Source organism: Streptomyces sp. NPDC049915 (assembly GCF_040656475.1).
Taxonomy (GTDB): Bacteria; Actinomycetota; Actinomycetes; order Streptomycetales; family Streptomycetaceae; genus Streptomyces.
In genome coordinates this window covers 226,409-244,079 of sequence record NZ_JBFAMH010000005.1, presented here as the reverse complement: position 1 = coordinate 244,079, position 17,671 = coordinate 226,409, and the positions used below count along the sequence as shown (strand labels likewise).

The 17,671-nt window shown below is 70.3% G+C and carries 15 protein-coding genes and 1 pseudogene; 6 read left to right on the top strand and 10 right to left on the bottom strand.

Annotation, left to right across the window (positions count from 1 at the left end):
* Positions 1-271 precede the first annotated feature (271 nt).
* Both AB0J12_RS10905 and AB0J12_RS10900 read right to left on the bottom strand, forming a co-directional pair.
* On the bottom strand, positions 272-871 hold the full coding sequence (locus AB0J12_RS10905) for an acyltransferase (RefSeq protein WP_363263939.1): 600 nt from the start codon (positions 869-871) through the stop codon (positions 272-274).
* A gap of 238 nt (positions 872-1,109) precedes the next feature.
* Entirely contained in the window at positions 1,110-2,012 is a 903-nt protein-coding gene (locus AB0J12_RS10900) for a LysR family transcriptional regulator (protein WP_363263938.1), read from the bottom strand.
* 134 nt (positions 2,013-2,146) lie between these two features.
* Between AB0J12_RS10900 and AB0J12_RS10895 the strand changes: the two genes are divergently transcribed.
* A complete protein-coding gene (locus AB0J12_RS10895) occupies positions 2,147-2,881 on the top strand; it encodes a flavodoxin family protein (protein WP_363263937.1) in 735 nt (244 codons plus the stop codon).
* A 26-nt stretch (positions 2,882-2,907) separates the two neighbouring features.
* Here AB0J12_RS10895 and AB0J12_RS10890 read toward each other — a convergent pair whose 3' ends face one another.
* Both AB0J12_RS10890 and AB0J12_RS10885 read right to left on the bottom strand, forming a co-directional pair.
* Complete coding sequence (locus AB0J12_RS10890; protein ID WP_363263936.1) at positions 2,908-3,510, bottom strand: NUDIX domain-containing protein; 603 nt, start codon at positions 3,508-3,510, stop codon at positions 2,908-2,910.
* Positions 3,507-3,938, bottom strand: a complete 432-nt coding sequence (locus AB0J12_RS10885; RefSeq protein WP_363263935.1) for an NUDIX domain-containing protein — start codon at positions 3,936-3,938, stop codon at positions 3,507-3,509. Before AB0J12_RS10885 ends, AB0J12_RS10890 begins: the two co-directional genes overlap by 4 nt.
* A 668-nt stretch (positions 3,939-4,606) precedes the next feature.
* On the opposite strand from AB0J12_RS10885, the gene AB0J12_RS10880 reads away from it, so the two are divergent.
* From AB0J12_RS10880 to AB0J12_RS10870, 3 genes are all read left to right on the top strand, one after another.
* Positions 4,607-4,951, top strand: a complete 345-nt coding sequence (locus tag AB0J12_RS10880) for a family 1 glycosylhydrolase (protein ID WP_363263934.1) — start codon at positions 4,607-4,609, stop codon at positions 4,949-4,951.
* Between the two features lie 312 nt (positions 4,952-5,263).
* Complete coding sequence (locus tag AB0J12_RS10875; protein WP_363263933.1) at positions 5,264-6,679, top strand: DEAD/DEAH box helicase; 1,416 nt, start codon at positions 5,264-5,266, stop codon at positions 6,677-6,679.
* Positions 6,680-6,792: 113 nt separating this feature from the next.
* Positions 6,793-7,035 carry a DUF5302 domain-containing protein gene (locus AB0J12_RS10870; protein WP_363263932.1) on the top strand — a complete coding sequence of 81 codons (243 nt, stop codon included), beginning with the start codon at positions 6,793-6,795 and terminating at the stop codon, positions 7,033-7,035.
* A gap of 136 nt (positions 7,036-7,171) precedes the next feature.
* Here the strand turns inward: AB0J12_RS10870 and AB0J12_RS10865 are convergent, their stop codons facing one another.
* Together AB0J12_RS10865 and AB0J12_RS10860 are read right to left on the bottom strand one after the other, a co-directional pair.
* A complete protein-coding gene (locus tag AB0J12_RS10865) occupies positions 7,172-8,446 on the bottom strand; it encodes a glycoside hydrolase family 6 protein (RefSeq protein ID WP_363263931.1) in 1,275 nt (424 codons plus the stop codon).
* A gap of 110 nt (positions 8,447-8,556) precedes the next feature.
* Positions 8,557-9,522 carry a glycoside hydrolase family 6 protein gene (locus tag AB0J12_RS10860; RefSeq protein ID WP_363263930.1) on the bottom strand — a complete coding sequence of 322 codons (966 nt, stop codon included), beginning with the start codon at positions 9,520-9,522 and terminating at the stop codon, positions 8,557-8,559.
* 214 nt (positions 9,523-9,736) lie between these two features.
* Here AB0J12_RS10860 and AB0J12_RS10855 point away from each other — a divergent pair, with 214 nt between their 5' ends.
* Positions 9,737-10,750, top strand: a complete 1,014-nt coding sequence (locus AB0J12_RS10855; protein ID WP_363263929.1) for a LacI family DNA-binding transcriptional regulator — start codon at positions 9,737-9,739, stop codon at positions 10,748-10,750.
* 95 nt (positions 10,751-10,845) lie between these two features.
* Here the strand turns inward: AB0J12_RS10855 and AB0J12_RS10850 are convergent, their stop codons facing one another.
* Positions 10,846-12,867, bottom strand: coding sequence for a non-reducing end alpha-L-arabinofuranosidase family hydrolase (locus AB0J12_RS10850; RefSeq protein WP_363263928.1), 2,022 nt, complete (start codon positions 12,865-12,867; stop codon positions 10,846-10,848).
* Positions 12,868-13,603: 736 nt separating this feature from the next.
* Positions 13,604-14,824, bottom strand: coding sequence for a metallophosphoesterase (locus AB0J12_RS10845; protein ID WP_363263927.1), 1,221 nt, complete (start codon positions 14,822-14,824; stop codon positions 13,604-13,606).
* Between the two features lie 265 nt (positions 14,825-15,089).
* Between AB0J12_RS10845 and AB0J12_RS10840 the strand changes: the two are divergent.
* A pseudogene (locus AB0J12_RS10840) lies at positions 15,090-15,272 on the top strand (SAM-dependent methyltransferase); the annotation flags it as partial.
* A gap of 430 nt (positions 15,273-15,702) precedes the next feature.
* On the opposite strand, the gene AB0J12_RS10835 reads toward AB0J12_RS10840, so the two are convergent.
* Entirely contained in the window at positions 15,703-17,034 is a 1,332-nt protein-coding gene (locus tag AB0J12_RS10835; protein WP_363263926.1) for a PE-PGRS family protein, read from the bottom strand.
* The gene (locus tag AB0J12_RS10830) at positions 17,027-17,644 is read right to left on the bottom strand and encodes an AAA family ATPase (protein WP_363264169.1); all 618 of its coding nucleotides are present in this window, start codon (positions 17,642-17,644) and stop codon (positions 17,027-17,029) included. Before AB0J12_RS10830 ends, AB0J12_RS10835 begins: the two co-directional genes overlap by 8 nt.
* Positions 17,645-17,671 lie beyond the last annotated feature (27 nt).

The window sequence follows — 17,671 nt, the reverse complement described above, 5'->3', positions numbered from 1 at the left end:
TCGCCGGGACGGAAGGCCGCACGGCGGACGGCGGACGGCAGACGTCGGACACCGGTCGTCGGACGTCGATCTTCGGAGTCGATCGTCGGAAGTCGATCGTCGGACGTCAGGCGTAGGAGCGGCGCTCGCTCCTCGCGGCAGACACAGATGTCCCCACCCGGTACCCCCCCTGGGCGCTGGTTTGTGTGCTCACTGTGCCCTGCCTTCACGGTTCGCACACATGTTATGCCTGCGGATGTTCGAAGATTGGTGTTTTGCGAAAATCAGGAAGTCATACTCGCTCGAAGAGTTCGCCGTCCTTCTCGTCGTACAGCGCGCCCGTGTCCGGGCACTCCCACGCGCCCGGTTCACCGTCTAGCTCCACCAGCCGTACGCCGGCCCGGCCCACCCAGCCGATCCGGCGCGCCGGAACACCCGCCACGAGCGCGAAGTCCGGTACGTCACGGGTGACCACCGCCCCCGCCGCGACCAGCGCCCAGCGCCCGACACGCACGGGAGCCACACACACCGACCGCGCGCCGAGCGACGCCCCCTCGCCCACGGTCACAGCCACGGCCTCCCAGTCGTCTCCGCGCTTGAGCCGGCCCCGCGGGTCCACGGACCGCGGGAAGTGGTCGTTGGTGAGCACGGCCGCCGGACCGACGAACACCCCGTCGCCGAGCACGGCGGGCTCGTACACCAGGGCGTAGTTCTGCAGCTTGACGTGGTCGCCGATCCGTACACCCGGCCCGACGTAGGCCCCCCGCCCCACGATGCACCCGCTGCCCAGGATCGCGTCCTCGCGTATCTGGGCGAGATCCCAGACGGTCGTCCCGTCACCTATCGTCGCGGCCTCGTCCACCTGGGCGGTCGGCTGAATCCGTGAACTCATGGCGCTGAACCTTTCTCTCATGGGGCGTGGCCGAAACGCCGTGGCCGTGCGCGTGCGGTGGCGGTGGTCGGCCGGACGCGTGCGGGGTTCGCGCCGGAAAGCCGGAAAGTCGTGCCGGGCGGGTCGAACGGTCCGTTCGACCGTTGCGCCGCCGAAAGTACCGCCCCCGGAGCCGCCGAACCAGACCGTACTCAGTCAGACAGGGGTTCGTTTCCCGGCCTGCTCTCGAGCCGGGCGATCAGTGGGTCCGGGCCGGCTTCCTCGAGGCGTGCAGGAGCAGGTCGCGCAGGGCCGTGGCCGCGTCCGACGGGTCGGTGGGGGTGAGGACGACCTGGTCGGCGGTGGTCGACGGGCCGGTGAGGGGGATGACGCGCAAGCCCGGCGGCTGATGGTCCAGCGCGGATTCGACCGTGATGCCGATACCCGTTCCCGCGGCGACATGAGCGGCGATGGCGTGCACACTGTCCGCCGTTCTGATGATGCGCAGGTCGGCCCCGCCGATGTGGAAGGCGGACAGGAGCCGGTCGCAGAGACCGCTGTTGATCTGGTGGGGCCACGTGAGCAGGCCGGTGGTGGACAGCTCGGCCGCGCTCAGCTCGGCGTGCCCGGCGAGAGGGTGGGTGGCGGGCACGAGCGCCATGAACCGCTCGGTGGACAGCACCCTCGCCCGTACGCCGGTGACGTCGCCGGTCGCCCAGCCGATGCCCAGCCCGATCGTCTCCGCCCGCAGGGCCGTGACCTGGGCCGTGGTCGGCATGGGCTCCGGCACGATCGTCACGTCGGGGAAGCGGTCGCGCAGTTGCGGCAAGCAGCGCAAAAGCAGCTGGTGGTCGGTGTACTCGGCGTGGGCGACGACCAGGGTGGTCCTGGCCCGGTCACCGGCGGCCAGGGAGCGTCCGCGCTGCTGGAAACGGCGCAACTGGGCCAATGCGGCGCGGGCGTCGGGCAGCAGCGCTTCGCCGAGATCCGTCAGGGACACCCGGCGGCTGGTGCGGTGGAACAACCGGCCACCCAGGGCGCTCTCCAGCCGCCGGACGGCGTCGCTGACAGTGGGCTGCCCCCGGTGCAGACGGACGGCGGCGCGGCCGAAGTGGAGTTCTTCCGCCACCGCGACGAATGCTTCCAGTTCGATCCTGTCCACGGGAACAGGCTAACGCGATCGATCGCTGCCACCGATCGCTGCGCGGCGAAGTTCGGCGTTGATGCCGTCCCGTGCCCGAGCTGAAATGGCTGGGCAGGCAAGGATTTCCCCATGACAGGAAGCAGTGAGAAGACATGACAGTCAAGGACGTTGAGCGTGAGCCCGAGGCACCTGTGGTCACCGTGGCAGTGGTCTATCACTCGGTGCACGGACACACCCGGGTCCTGGCCGAGCACCTCGCCGACGGGGCCCGGCTGGTACCGGGCGCCCAGGTGCACCTCGTCGAGATCCGGCCCGAGGACGTCACCGCGGGCCGCTGGCACGATGCGGAAGTGCTGGCGCTGCTCGACCGCTCCGATGCGATCGTCCTCGGCTGCCCCACGCTGATGGGCAGTGTGTCGGCGGTGTTCAAGGCGTTCATGGAGGCGGCGTTCACGCCGTTCACCACGCAGGCGTGGAAGGACAAGCTGGCCGGAGGGTTCACCATGTCCGCCTCGCAGAGCGGCGACAAACTGGCAGTTCTGGAGCAACTGGCGGTCTTCGCCGCACAGTTGGGCATGCAGTGGATCGGCGTGGCCGACATGCCGGGCAACAACTGGAGCGGCGGCTCCCGCGACGACGTGAACCGGCTGGGCTCGTGGCTCGGGCTGATGAGCCAGAGCCACGCCGACCAGGGACCGGAGCAGGCCGGATCCCGCGGGGACCTGATCACCGCTCAGCGGTACGGCGAGCGGATCGCCCGGCTCACTCAGCGCTGGGTCAACGCCGTGCCGTACGAAACGACCCGCATGACCGAACACGAGGCCCGCGCCCTGTCCGCCTCCCTCAGGGAGACGGACGGCGCAGCCGCAGCGCTGACGGGAGCCTGACCTCTCCGCAGACGCACGTCGACGTGTTACTCCTTCGCACCGGTGCGAGGACCGGGGGCGCCCCCGGATGCGGAGCCGGGCCAGGGCGCGGTGCCGACCAGGACCAGCCGGTCGACGCCCGGGGCGTAGGTGATCGGGTCACCGGGGTGCTGGAAGTGCACGGCCATCCGCGCTCCGGCCCGGTAGGCGTCCAGTCCGGCCCGGCAATAGGCGACCATCGGCTCCGGCAGGGCGTCGAGCGGGAACCAGTCCATGGCGTCGCACACCTGCGGCTCGCACACGCGTGGCGTGCCCTGCCAGCGCCGTACCTCGAAGAAGAACCCGACGCGCGCACCCCCGCCGGGGGAGCGGTGGTGCACGGTGACGGCCGCGCGGACATCACGGGCGTCGACGCCGACACCGGTCTCCTCCCGGGTCTCGCGGACGAGAGCGGCGACCACGTCCTCGTGCGGCCCGTCCAGGTGTCCGGACGGAAGATGCCAGCAGCCGGCCGCGTACACCGGGCCGGCCCGCCGCGACAGCAGCACTTCCGGGCGCCCCTCCCGCTCGCGGACCGCGATGAGGTGAACGTCCAGCGGCTCGGTGTGCCGCCGCGCGGAGGGGACGTGGGGGACGTCGTGTCCGTTCACCACCCCAGCTCCGTGTAGACACGCCCGCCGGCGATACCGGTGATGGCTGCTCGGGTGTACGGCACGATCGGTTCCGGCAGGTCTTCCTTCGGCCACCAGTGCCAGGCGAGGCATCTGTCGGGCTCGCGTAGTTCCGGGGCGCCCTTCCAGCGGTGGGCCCGGAAAACCATCTGCAGGCGCGGCTGCCCGCCAGGGGCGTCCACGATGTGCACGACGTGGACCAGTTCCACGTCCGTGGGATCGATGACCAGGCCGGCCTCTTCGAGCGCTTCCCTCACCAGGCAGCTGATCGCGGACTCCTGCTCGCAGTGCCCTGCCAGGAAATGCCATGTCTTCCCCGCGTACTTGGCGTCGGGGTGGCGCAGCCCGAGCAGCACGCGTTCTTCGTCGTCCTCCAGGTAGAGGTGGACCCCGACGACATGCAGCACGGTCCGGTTCCGGTTCTCCCCCGGCACGGGCGGCAACGCGCCGACCAGCCGACCGAGCGGGTGCGTGTGACGGAGGATCAGGTCTCCGATCCTCGGTCTCAGGCGCAGCGGATTCTTCACAGTTCCGGCTTCCCCTAGAGCCGCCCGTGAAGAAACGTGTCGCGCAGGGTCGCCGAGGTGACGTGGGTGTCGTATCGGCGCGTTGCTCCGGAGCGGCAGCAGGTCGGCCGGCGCGTCGCGTTCGCCGGGGACGTGCAGGGGGTCGGAGAAAGTGGCGGGACACCGAGGTGGGCGATGCACCGGCCCGTGCCCCGCGGGAGGCCGTGCCGGGAGGCGGTTGGCCGAAACGCCGATGCCCTGTGGGGCGGGGGCTGACTCACCTCGTCGTCATGCGTCTCGCCTGAGCATCCCGCAGGCAAGCAGCAGGGCGGCCCCCGGAATGACGGTGGCCGGCGCCTTCCAGGGGAGTCTCTACGCGATCCGGAGTCAGACCTTTCGGAAGGAGGGCGACCTGGAGATCATCTCGGCGCCCATGGACTTCCTGGGCATCAACTACTACGCCCCCTCCGTGGTGCGCGCCGCCCCGTACCGCGAGCCGGACTTGGCCCTGCGGTCCGCCACGGACCGCCTTCGCCGGGGAGACGCTGCCCGGCGCCCGCCTCACCGAGATGGGATGGTCCGTGGCGCCGGAGACGCTGGAGGAACTCCTGCTCTCGCTCCACCGCCGGTACGGGCCGCGGCTGCCGCCCGTGTTCATCACGGAGAACGGCTCGGCCGAGGCGGACACCCCGTCCGCCGACGGCCGAATCCACGACGCCGACCGGGTCGCCTGTCTGGCGGCTCACACGGAAGCCGTCGCACGGGCCATCAGGACGGGCGTGGGAGTGCGCGGCTACTACGTGTGGTCGCTGCTCGACAACTTCGAGTGGGCCCACGGATACAGCGAGCGCTTCGGCCTCGTCCACGTCGACTACGCGACCCAGCGCCGCATGCCGAAGGCCCGCTTCCACTGATACAAGGACCTCATCGCGGCCCAGGATGCCGCCGCCCGGCCGGGACACCGCACCGACGGCTGACCCTCGGCCTCCGACATGGGCGAGTCAGACGGGAGTCCGGCAGACCGCGCCGTAGGGACGTCGGGCCGCGGCGGGTCATCGAGGAGGGAGGGGTGATCCGCGTCACGGCGCGATGCTGTGCCGTGTGTTAGTGTCATGCGTTTGCGTGGTCGTCGCGGTGGGCGATTCTGCCTGTTCGGTTCAGCTTGTGTGTGGGCTGTTCAAGCCTGCCGGGCCTTCCTCGGTACGTTCCCCTGCGGAAGGCTGTTCATGAAGCACCCTGATGGCTCCGGCATCGCTCACGGCGGTCCCGCCCAGTCCGAGGCCACGACCCCGGCGCCGCCCCCGGCCGTCTCCTTCGCCGACGTGGAACTTCCGGCGCAGGTGCTGCGGACACTGAGCGAACTCGGGGTGCGCGAACCCTTCCCCATCCAGGCCGCCACACTGCCCGATGCCCTGAAGGGACGCGACGTCCTGGGGCGCGGGCGCACCGGATCGGGCAAGACGCTCGCCTTCGGCCTGCCGCTGCTGACACGTACGGCAGGGCGGCGCGCCGAACCGAAGCAACCCCTCGCGCTGATCCTCGTGCCCACCCGGGAGCTGGCCCAACAGGTCACCCAGGCGCTGGCACCGTACGCCGAGGCACTACGGCTGCGGATGGCCGCCGTCGTCGGCGGCATGTCGATCGGCCGGCAGGTCGCCGCGCTGCGCGAGGGAGCCGAGGTGGTCGTCGCCACTCCTGGACGCCTGCACGACCTGATCGAGCGCAAGGCCTGCCGCCTGGGACGGGTGAGGATCACCGTGCTGGACGAGGCCGACCAGATGTGCGACCTGGGATTCCTGCCGCAGGTTGTCGACGTGCTCGACCAGGTACATCCCGACGGTCAGCGGATGCTGTTCTCGGCCACTCTGGATCGTGACGTCGATCAGCTGGTCCACCGCTACCTGCACGACCCCGTCGTCCACTCGGTCGACCCGTCCGCGGGCACGGCCACGACGATGGAGCACCACGTTCTGGTCGTCCACGGCCCTGACCGCTACGCCGTCACCACGGAGATCGCCGCCCGCGACGGCCGCGTACTGCTGTTCCTGGACACGAAACACGCCGTCGACCAGCTCACCCGGCATCTGCGGGCCAGCGGGGTGCACGCCGGGGCCCTGCACAGCGGCAAGTCACAGCCGCAGCGCACACGGACCCTGGCGCAGTTCAAGAACGGCCGGATCAGCGTTCTGGTGGCGACCAATGTCGCGGCCCGTGGCCTGCACGTCGACGACCTCGATCTCGTGGTCAACGTCGACCCGCCCACCGACCCCAAGGACTATGTGCACCGGGCGGGCCGCACCGCCCGCGCCGGTGAGTCCGGCAGCGTGGTCACGCTCGTGCTGTCGGGCCAGCGCCGCGAGACGAGCCGCATCATGGCCGAGGCCGGCATCGAGCCGACCGTCACCAAGGTGCGCTCGGGCGAGGCGGAACTGAGCCGGATCACCGGAGCCAAGGCTCCCTCCGGCGTCCCGCTCGACGGCGGGCCCGCCGTCGAGCGGCCCAAGAACACCAACGCCCCCTTCCGCGGCCTCGGCACCAGCAAGGACCCCTCCCGCGGAGCCGGCGGCAAGTCCCGGAAGGCCGGCGAGGCCCGCAAGCTCGCCGAGGCCCGCAAGGCCGCCCTCGTGCGTCGCAACGGCTGAGAACCACTGCCCCGGCACCCGCCGAAACGCAGCAGGATGATGTTGCCGGCGCCCCGCACCGCGCCCGGCATGACAAGCTGTGCTTGCTCACCCCCCGAACCCAGGAGGTCACCATGACCGCAGAACCCGCATCCCCGGAAGGTTCGGAGCCGGCCGCCCCCGAGACGTCCCCTCTGGCGCCGGACAGCGACGGTACCTACGACCTCAAGCGCAAGTTCCGCGAAGCCCTGGCCCGCAAGCGCGGTGCGCAGGCGGACGCGGCCGATGTCGCCGCCAACTCCGATGCGTCGAAGGTGCGCGCGGCGCACGGCCCGGCTGCGAGCCAGCGCTCGTTCAGGCGCAAGAGCGGCGGCTGAGCCGATCAGTCCGGCGGTCCGCCGCCTGACCGGCACCCTGCGCGCTGCCCACGCGAGCGCCCGGTGCCGTGGCCCGCAATGCACGCATGCTCATGTGCGCGTTGCGGGCGCGGCGTAGCCGGGCTCGGTGCCCGGATCAGTGGTTGAACCTCAGACGCGGGGCCGCATTGTGCGCCAGCGTGTGGGCCTGTTCGGGCCACCAGGTACCCGCGGGCGGGTCGACGACGCCGTACTCGGGGTCGATCGTCCCGCCGGTGTTGCGCGTGCAACTGCCGTCGGACTCACCGGGGATCTTAATCCACAGGTACGCGTCGACGAGGGGGACGCCGGTGTCGGCGGTGGGGCGCGGGCCGAGACCACGGCCGGGCGCGTTGCACCAGATCTCCGGATCCCCGCTGTACTTGCCCGGTTCCGGGGTCCAGGCGCCCAGCCCGTTACGGCTGGTGTCGATCACGAAGTGCCGCAGATCGCCGGCCGGCGGGGTCCCCACGTTCCGGTCGTACCAGGCGTCGGTCCACCGCCAGGTGGTGGGGTCGGTGGAGGAGACCGCGTTGCCGGGGGCGCCGTCGTTGGGCGCGGCGGACGAGTAGTACTGGTCGGCGCACCGCTCGGCGTGGCCGCGCGCCTCCGCGGGTCCCGAGGTGGCGAACCACATGCACTTGGCGATCCAGGTGCCGTACCTCGCGTTGTGGTCGGTGGGATGGGTGTTGGACACGTTCAGCGCGAAACCGTCGCTGTACCCGACCCCGGCGTCCAGCAGCCGCTGCGCGATGTCGCCGACGGGGCGCCACTGGACGTTGCCCGCGTCGAGATAGACCGCGGTGCGCGGCCGGGCCTTCAGGGTTCTGACGGCGTATGTCAGGTCGGCGATCCGGGCGGCTGTGAGTTCGCCGGTCGGATCCGCGGTGGGCCCGCAGTCTCTGGGGAGGAGGGCCGTGCCGTCCGGTTCCACGACGACGACCGCCTTGCTGTTGCCCAGGCCGGCGGCGAACGCGTCGATCCACTGCCGGTAGGCGGCGGAGGATGCGGCTCCGCCACTGGAGTACTGCGTGCAGTCCCGGCCCGGAACGTTGTAGGCGACCAGGACGGGCGTCCGGTCGACGGCCCGGCCCCGATGGACGAGCCTGCTCACTTGGGCGCGCACCTCGCCCGGCGTGCCCTTGGTGAACCACTCGGCCTGTGGCCAGCTCGCGAGCCTGGCCATGTTCGTGGCGTTCTCGATGTCGCCGTTCCCGAAGTCCACGAGCGCCTGCTGTGCCGCCTTGCTGTGCGGGTCCACGTAGAACTGCGTGGCCGGAGTGATCACGTCCTGCGTGGGGGTGGCCTGCGCCTGTGTCGCGGTGAGAGCGGCGCAGGCGGTGAGGCCCGCGACGACGGCGGCCGCGCGGCGCCGTAGGCTGCGTGGATTCATGGCTGCTTCCTGGTCGATGGGATGGTCGAGGGGAGCGATGGGATGGCTGAGGGGGGCGCCGCCACCCCTGCGGGCTGCCGATCGCCCGGGCAGGCGGCGGAAGTCCCGGATCAGTAGCCGTAGATCATCTTGTAGGCGACCTCGGGGAGGAACTGTCCGGCCGTGGAGCCGGCTCCGACCCCGCAGTTGCCGTCCGACTCGCCCGGAGTCTTGATCCACAGCAGCATCTCGGCGCCCGAGCCCGTCCGGGTGGGGGTGCCGATGCGGCGGCCCGCGGGGTTGCACCACTGTCCGTCGGAGCCGTTTCCGTTGCGGCTGGTGTCGATGACGAACGGCTTGGTGTAGCCGTAGCGGGCGCTGAGTTCGCTGTTGACGGCGTTGCCGTATGCGGTGTTCTCAGCGGTGCCGAAGTAGTTGGAGACGTTGAGCGAGAAGCCATGGGCCTGACGGAGGCCGGCTTCGTGGAGGCGCCGGGCCATGGTCGCCGCGTCGACCCAGTGCGGGTTGCCGGCGTCCAGGTAGACCCAGGTGTTGGGGGCCTGGCGGTTGAATTCGGTGACGGCGCCGGTGATCATGCCCTCGCGTTCGTCGATCTGCGCCTGGGTCATGCAGCCGTAGTCCGCGAGGGAGTCCGGTTCGAGGACGACGACGGCCGGGCGGCCCGCGATCCCGCCGGCGAACTGGGCGATCCAACTGGCGTAGGCGGACGGCGAGGACGCTCCGCCCGCGGAGTGCCCGCCGCAGTAGTCGCGGTGGTAGATGTTGTAGGCGACGAGGACGGGCAGCTTGTCCCGGCTGTCCGCCGCCCCCACGAAGGCACCCGTGGCGGTGCCGATGGTGCCGCTCCAGGAGCCGAACCAGCGGGCCATCGGGGTGTTGGCGATGGAGGCGTTGATCGCGGCGGCCCGGCCGTCGGCGGGGTTGGCGGCCACCCACCTCTTCGCGCTGGAGTCGGGGTCCACGTAGAAGCCGCTGGTCATGGTGGTCGGGTCGGCCGCGTGGGCGGACGGGGCGACGGCGAGCGCCAGCGGCAGAGCGCAGAGCGCCGCCACCAGTGCGCGGAGTCTCGGGCGCATGACGGTACCTCGGTTTCCGGCAGGGGTACGGGATGCTGGGAGCGCTCCCACTGGAAGCGATCCCAATCGTGTGGCGAGCTGCTTCAACTGTCAATACTCAGCGCGGCAGTTGACTTTCCCCGGGAATCAAGAGGTGGCAATGCACGAAACTGGAAGCGCTCCCAGTCCTGGTTGTCGCCGAGGGGGCTCCCTACCTGTGGGAGGCTCATGATTCATGACAGAAGATGCGCCGCGTCGGCAGCCGACGCTCGACGAGGTCGCCGAACGCGCCGGTGTCTCCCGCTCGGTGGCCTCCCGCGCCCTCAACAACGTTCCGCATGTCAGCCGTGCCAAGCGTGAGGCGGTCGAACGGGCGGTCCGGCACCTCGGCTACGTACCCAATCCGACGGCCCGCGCGCTGGCCACCCGTCAGACGGGAGCGGCCGCCCTGATCGTCTCCGGAGAGGATCCGTCGATCTTCGCCGATCCCTTCTTCGCCCGGGTGATCGTGGGAGCGTCGGCCGCCCTGGAGGAGGCCGACCTGCATCTGATGCTCTGTCTGGCAGCCACCGAGCGGGCTCGCAAGCGGGTCGCGGAACTCCTTCGGTCCAAGGGCGTGGACGGCGCCATGCTGATGGCGCTGCGCGAGGACGATCCGCTGGCCCGGATGATCGACGACGCGCAGATACCCGTCGTGTTCGGCGGACGCCCCGTGGGTTCGGCACCCCGGTGGTACGTGGACGTCGACAACGTCGGTGGGGCGCGCGAGGCGACCGAGTACCTGCTCTCGCTCGGCCGCAGGCGCGTGGCCGCGATCTGCGGTCGGCTGGACACCGGTGCCGGGCGCGCCCGGTACCGCGGCTACCGGGACGCCATGCTGGGCGCCGGTCTCGATCCGTTTCCGCCGCGGGAAGGGGACTTCACCGAGGCCGGCGGAGCCGCCGCCATGGCCGGCCTGCTGATGGAACACCCCGACGTGGGTGGGGTGTTCGCCGCCAACGACAACATGGCGGCGGGAGCGATGCGCATCTTGCGGGAGGCTGGCCGACGGGTCCCCGCCGACGTCGCCGTGGTCGGCTTCGACGACCTGGCCGTCGCGCGGATCGCCGATCCGCCGCTCACCACCGTCCACCAGCCCATAGAGGATTTGGGGCGGGAGATGGCACGCATGCTCGTCGCACTCGTCAATGGGCAGGACCCCACCCCGCTGATTCTCCCCACCCGCCTGGTCAGCCGCGCCAGCGCCTGACGGCCGCGACCCGGACCCGGCTGTCCGCGCGAAGGCCGGCGCAGGTCCGCCAGGGGCGGGCCCCCGGCTCGAGCCGGGGGCCCGCAGGCGGTCGGTCAGCAGGTGGAGTTGGTCTGGGTGAGGAGGCCGAGCCGCCAGGGGAGGAGGTTGTAATCGCCGCCGGCGTTGGGATTCAGGCCCTGGTAGAGGTACTGCAGCCGGCAGGCGGGAATGGTGAGCGTCTGGTCGTAGCCGGCACGGATCATCTCACCGTGGCTGATGTCCCGGGTCCAGGCGCCCGAGGGGGAGGACACGTTGTTGGCCCGTGCGAACGGGTTGCTCTCGGACGCGGCCAGCGGCGTCCAGGAGCCGGCCAGGCTGCCCGAGGTCCAGGAGCGGAAGTAGCGCCGGCCGTCCGATCCGATGGCCTCGACGAGGAGCAGGTACTGGTTGCTGCCCTGCACCTTGTACACGTTGCTCGCTTCGAACAGGGCGTTCCTGTTGGCGTCCTGGGCGGCGATGACGGTGTTGGTGAACCCGTTCGGGAACTGGCCGACGGTCGTCTGCGAGCGGTACAGGTGCCCGTTGTCGTCGGAGGAGAACAGGTAGCAGTTGGCGCTGTCGCAGATCACCCACATGTCGACCCAGTAGCCGTTGCCGATGTTCTGCCGGATGACGTCGGGCATCGACGCGTAGAAGTTGCGCGGCGCGCTCCACCCGTTCGGGTTGCTGATGTCGGGGTTGGTGGAGTACGAGGCGTTGCCCGTCTGGTAGACGAGATACCACAGCTTCTGCGGCGCGTAGTAGAAGACCTGTGGGGCGGCGCGGTACCCGGACCCGATGGCGCTGCGGTCCAGATAGTGGTGCGTGGCCGAGCCCGCCTGGGACCAGTCGGTGAATTTCAGGTACACCAGGTTGTACCCGGAGGGGCTGGCGACGCTGGCGAACACGTGGTACTTGCCGTTGTAGTAGACGACCGACGGGTCCTTCATGCCGGCGATGTTGTGGGTGGCGTCCGGCTTCGGCGCGATCAGCGGGCCGCTGGAGCTCCAGGAGAAGCTGGACGGCAGCGCGGCGGCTGACCGGCCCGGACGGGCGTTCGCCCTCGATGCGGCGGCCGGGCCGCCCAGCGCGCTGAGCACCGCTTGGTAGGCCGGCTTCTTGTTGCCGTAGCGGTCGAACAGCAGCGGGTTCTCGCCGCCGCGCCAGGAGTCGCTGTCGCGGATGCCCCAGACGGTGATGCCGGTGCAGCGGGCGACGTTCATGCAGGCCCTGACCGTGTTCGCGTAGGCGGTCGGCGATGCCTGCGCGATGTCCAGTTCGGTGATCTGGACATCCACGCCGAGAGCGGCGAAGTTCGACAGCGTCGTCTGGAAGCCGGCGGGCGGGCCACCGGTGCCGAAGTGGGACTGGAAGCCGACGCAGTCGATGGGCACGCCGCGCGACTTGAAGTCGCGCACCATGCGGTAGACGCCCTGGGTCTTCGGGGAGTTCCAGTCCTCGATGCTGTAGTCGTTGTAGCAGAGCTTGGCGGCCGGATCGGCCGTCCGGGCGGTACGGAAGGCCTGCTCGATGAAGCCGTCACCCAGCAGGTTCTGGAAGACCGAGGGCCGATGCCGGCCGCTGCCGTCGTCCGCGAACGCCTCGTTGACGACGTCCCAGGCGTAAATCCTGCCCTTGTAGTGGTTCATCACGGTGCTGATGTGGTTGTTCATCACACCGCGCAACGTGCCCGCGTCCGTGATGGAGCTGACCCAGCCGGGCAGTTGGGAGTGCCAGACCAGGGTGTGGCCGCGTACGCGCTGACCGTGGGACGACGCCCCGTTGACGATCTGGTCCGCGGGGCCGAAGTCGAACGAGCCGCGGGACCGCTCGGTCGTGTCCCACTTCATCTCGTTCTCGGGTGTGACGGCGTTGAACTCACGCCCGAGGATGGAGGCGTACGTGCCGTCGCCCAGCCTGCCGGCGGCCACAGCGGTCCCGAAGTACCGTCCGGACTGGGCCGCTTGGGCGCCCAGGGTCGAAGCCTGGACGGCGCCGGGTGAGCCGGTCGCGGTCCCGGGCGTCATCAGTAAGGTCGCGGCCAGCAGACCGAGGACCGGGGCGCGGCGACTGCCGAGCCGTTTCAGCCAGTTCACGTTTCTCCTCACGGGGGGAAGGGGGGTGGGGGTGCGGTCGGAGCGCCACGCCATCGGCGTCACGCCGCCGTCGGGCCCGACTCCCGTGATTGATGCGTCCATGACATTTCTGTGTACGGCGCAGCCCCTCGGGGCTCAGCCGTTGCTGGTGTCGCGTCTTGCCGGTGCCCGGCTGCGGCTTGGGTTGAGTGACGTCTGTCCGGTATTCCGAACGTGGATCGAGTGGCCGGGCAACCAGGATCATAGGGGGCCGGGGGATGCCGTCAACCCCTCTCGCAGATTCGGTCTCGTCTACGAAACATTCAGACCGACGTTGGGCTTGTGAGGAGGAGCACAGCGAAGCCGGTTGCTGAGGCGATGTTGACATCGGAACTCGCTCATCTAGCATCCGTGGCACTGAATTTTACGAATGACATCCGAAATTTCGGCCCCGTCGCGTTCCCCCTGCAAAGGAGCCCCTGGTGTTCAGACGATCAGGCGGACGACGATCAGGTGGACGACTGCTCCAGCTCCTCGCGGTCTCCGCGCTGACGGTCACCGCGTCGCGGTGACGGCCTCAGTCTCTTCCACCACATCGGCCGCGCCGGACAGCCCGGCACTCATCCCGCCTGGGGTGGAACAGCTGGGACAGCTTCGGATGCGGCGGATGCGGCGGATGCGGGATCACCCAGGCCCAGGTGCGCCAGGCCGCCGACGTTCGAACCTCATCCCCAAGCGGATGTGCTTGGCTGCCCCTCTACGGCGAGGTGGGCAGGTGCGGGGAGCGGAGCACGAGCAGGGTGATCTCGCTGGGGGCGAAGACGCGGAACGGCGGGCCCCAGAAGCCGGTGCCGCGGCTGGTGTAAAGGAGGGTGCGAGGGCCGTGGTGGCTGAGGCCGGCGAGGGCGGGCTGGTCGATGCGGACCAGGTGGTGGAAGGGCCAGATCTGGCCGCCGTGGGTGTGGCCGGAGAGTTGGAGGTCGATGCCGTCGGCTGCCGCCCGGTCGACGAACTTGGGCTGGTGTGCCAGGAGCAGGACGGGCAGGTCGGGATCGGCGCCGTTCAGGGCTCCGGCGAGGTGGGCGCGGTGGCCTGCCAGGCCGGAGGACTCGGCGGTGACGTCATCCACGCCGGCCACCACGAGGGTGTCGCCTCCGCGTTCGAGCAGCAGATGGCGATTGCGCAGCGGCTCCCAGCCCAGCTCGTCCATCAGGTCGACCCAGCCCTGGGCCTCGCTGTAGTACTCGTGGTTGCCGGTGACGTAGACACGGGCCCGGGTGGCTTGCACGGTACCGAGTGGGGTTGCCTGGGCGCGGCGGCGTTCGGCCGTGCCGTCCGCGATGTCACCGGTGTGGCAGACCAGGTCGGCTTCCAGAGCGTTCACCGTCTCGCATACCCGTGCCGACCAGCGGACGCGATCGAGCGGGCCGTAGTGGGTGTCGGTGATGAGGACGACGCGGAGGCCGTCCAATCCGGCACCCAGTCGCGGGAGTTGCACGTCGAGTCGGCGCACGCGTGGCACGCGGCGGGCCTCGGCGTACCCCCAGGCGAGCAGTACAGCGGTTACGCCGAGGACGGCCCAAGTGACGATGCGGGCCCGGCCCTGGCTCTCGCCGACGCCGGCCGCGGTCAGGGCGAGCCGCAGCAGGACGCCGAGCAGAACGGACCAGGTGAACAGCACCCAGCTGGTGCCCAGCAGGGTGTCACCGATGATCGCCGCCCAGTCCTGCTGGCGCCGGCCGTGGCCGCGCACCATGGCGAGCGGCATGGATATGAGGCCGAGGGCGAACAGGGCGGTGCCGAGCAGCGTGACGGGCAGCGGCCAGTGCTGGCCGGTGTACAGGAGCACCCAGCAGGGCGCGGCCCACAGCAGGACGGGGGCGATCAGGGGGATGTAGCGCATCAGGCGGTGCAGTCGGCTCTGCCGCGGCGCTTGCGCCTCGCTCTCGGCGGGCCGGGTGTTGCTGGTGTCGTTCACGCTTGCCCTCCCCAACCATGCTGCCGTCTCGCGCACTGTATCCGGTCGCCCTCGGGCCGGCCTGACCGGTGTTCATGGGAGCGGCCCCTTGGGGCGAAGGGTTCTCTGGAGCGTGCGGACGGTCGGTGCCCGTCAGCCGTCCTCGGAGATCAGGAAGTCGCCGCAGGTCGGAGAGCGTCCGTGTCGAGCCGCTCTACCGTTAATGACCAGAAGGTCCCCCCATCTGCCTGTTCGTACCCGGTCGCCATCCGCGCTGCGAAACTGCATAGACGGCAAGGGTGCCCGCATCCCGCAGATGGACATCACCGGACAGCGGCGGTACGGGGCGGCGTTTCTCGCCCTTCAGGAGTTCGAGGAGCGAGCGAGGAGGGTCGCCGAGCTGAGCAGGGACGCGGCAACACTGGCAAGGGACGGTCTCGGCAACGGTGGGCTCGCCCCGGAGAACTGACAGGGAGCGTCACATCGCCGACCCGGTCACGCCGCTGCGCGGAAGGAGATCTTCGTTGCCGAGGTGAAAGCCTGACCGGGAGGAGCCAGGACCAGCAGATCCGCCTGGGCATCGGCCAGGTGCTCGATTACGCCCATCAGCTTCGGTCCAGGCTCTCCGGCCGGTCGATACAGCCGGTCCTCGTGCTGGAGAAGAAACCCACGGACAACAGGTGGGGCTCACTCGCCAAAGCGGTCGGCATCAAGTTGATCTGGGCACCGGAATTCCGTGGCATCTGAAGCCCCCGTCACCGGTCGTTTTCCCACGCGTCGCCCGCCGGATCGACAGCCTGCGAATGATCGTGATGGCGGCTCCGTGATCGCTGACTGACGGAGCAGACGTGAACGATCGAGTCGGTCTGCCGGGATGGACATCAGCACGGCCGTCACCGTCAGACCGAGCAGCTGAGGTCTCCTCCTTCCGGCGTCGTAAGTGAAGACGATGACCGCTGGTTCTGTGCGTGGCAGGTCGAGCGGCCCATGATGGTCAGGGCTACGGAGCCGATGCACTGTGCTGCCTGGGCAGGCGTGGTACGGGTGTCGACGCCGAGAACCTGGATGGTGCCCAACGGGCCGCTGGGGCCGCGCACCTGGAGGGTCCGCTGCGTGTGACCGCCCGGCTGGGGATGGACGATGACGGCAACCGGGGCGTCGGCGGGCGCGTAGCCGCTGCTGTAGGTGAGGAGCTGGTGGACGTCGGCCGCGCTCACGCCGTGGCGGTCGTAGCGCTTGTACTTGGCGTCCACGGGCAGCACCGTGCGGTGTGCCGTGTCGCGCCCTGGAAGGCTGAGCAGAAGATCGGGCCGGAACGTCGAGGCGTTGCCCAGGTCCCCGCGAATGGTGATGCCGGCGCCGGTCCCGCCGGGCACGGCGTGGCCGCCGTGCGGGCCGACGGCCTCGATGCCGAGACGGCGGACGACGGCTTCCCAGAGCGCGGGCATGGCGAGCAAGAGGCCGCCCGCCGTGGTGCCGTGGTCGGTGAGCAGATCGGTCACCCCTCCGCCGCGCAGCAGCAGGCGGGCCCAGGTGTGGGCGGGGCGGTAGCGGGCGTTGAGAGGGGTGTATTGCGTGCGGTCCAGAGCGCGGAGCGCCGCGGTCGGGGTCGGGGCCTGTGGGAAGGCGCCGGCGATGCCGTGCAGGGCGCGCGCCAGGTCGGGGCTTGAGGTGAGGCCGAGCGCCGACCTCAGCGCGCTGCCCAGAACACGGTTGTCCCAGATGTCCGCCTCCCGGTCGAAGGTGCGCACGTGCAGCTGGTCGAGTTGCCCGTAGCGGCGGGTGGCCTGGGCGGCGACGTCCAGGCGTCCCCGGAGTACCGGTTCGACGCTCCGGCGGCGTACGTAGTCCCGGCGCAGTCCCTCCCGCAGCAGCCGCTCGCACTGTTCGAGCAGGGCGGCGGCGACCAGGTCGGCGTACCCCTCGGGGCCGGTGGCCCACCGCCTGGCCGTCGCCGGGAAGGGCGTGCCGAGGGCGTAGGCGAGCCACCTCATGAGCTGCTCTCCCGGAATGGCAAATTTGGGCGTGATGACCACGCGGACACGGTCCAGGACCAGGACTCCGACGGTCGCGTCGGCCTTGAGCCGCCACCCGCTGCGTTCCGTGGTCAGGGTGAGGCAGCCCCGTGCCTGGAGGGCGTGCAGGCGGTCGACGTCCCGGGGAGTGAGTTGATCGGGCTCCAGCGGGGCGGACTCGTACTCACCGAGCTGGACCGGGGCGCGGTCAGGCATCCGGGCCGGGAACGCCGCTGGTGAACTCGGTCGCCAGCGCGTCCACCAAATCCTGCGGGGACATGAGCAGCGGGCGCCCTGTGTCGGCGTCGACCAGACCGCCGAGGATGCGGTGCAGAAGTTCCGCCCGGCCGAGGCAATAGTCCTCCAGGAGCGGGATCACCTCGTGGTGGAAGGCCGCGGCCAGATCCTCCTCGGTCGCGATCGGCTCACCGTCGCGCAGCAGGTAGGCGTGCCCGATCTGGTGGTCGGCGTCGAGATGGCGGGCGATGCGGGTGTTGAGGGACTCGAAGAACGCGGCCAGGTCCAGGGGACCGACGGTTCCGGATACGGCGTCCGGGTCCGGGCCCACGGGCAAGAAGGCGAAGCGGCGGCGGACTGCGGCGTCCAGGTGGCTGATGCTCCGGTCGGCAGTGTTCATGGTGCCGACGATCCGGACGTTCGGCGGCACGGAGAAGCGTCGCTTGCTGACGGGCAGGGCGACCGGCAGGTTTCGCTTGTCGAGTTCGAGGAGCGTGATCAACTCGCCGAAGATCCGGGGCAGGTCACCGCGGTTGATCTCATCGACGACCAGCAGGAACGTCTGGTCGGGATGGGCGGCGGCCCGGATGCACAGGTCGTGGAACAGGCCGTCTGC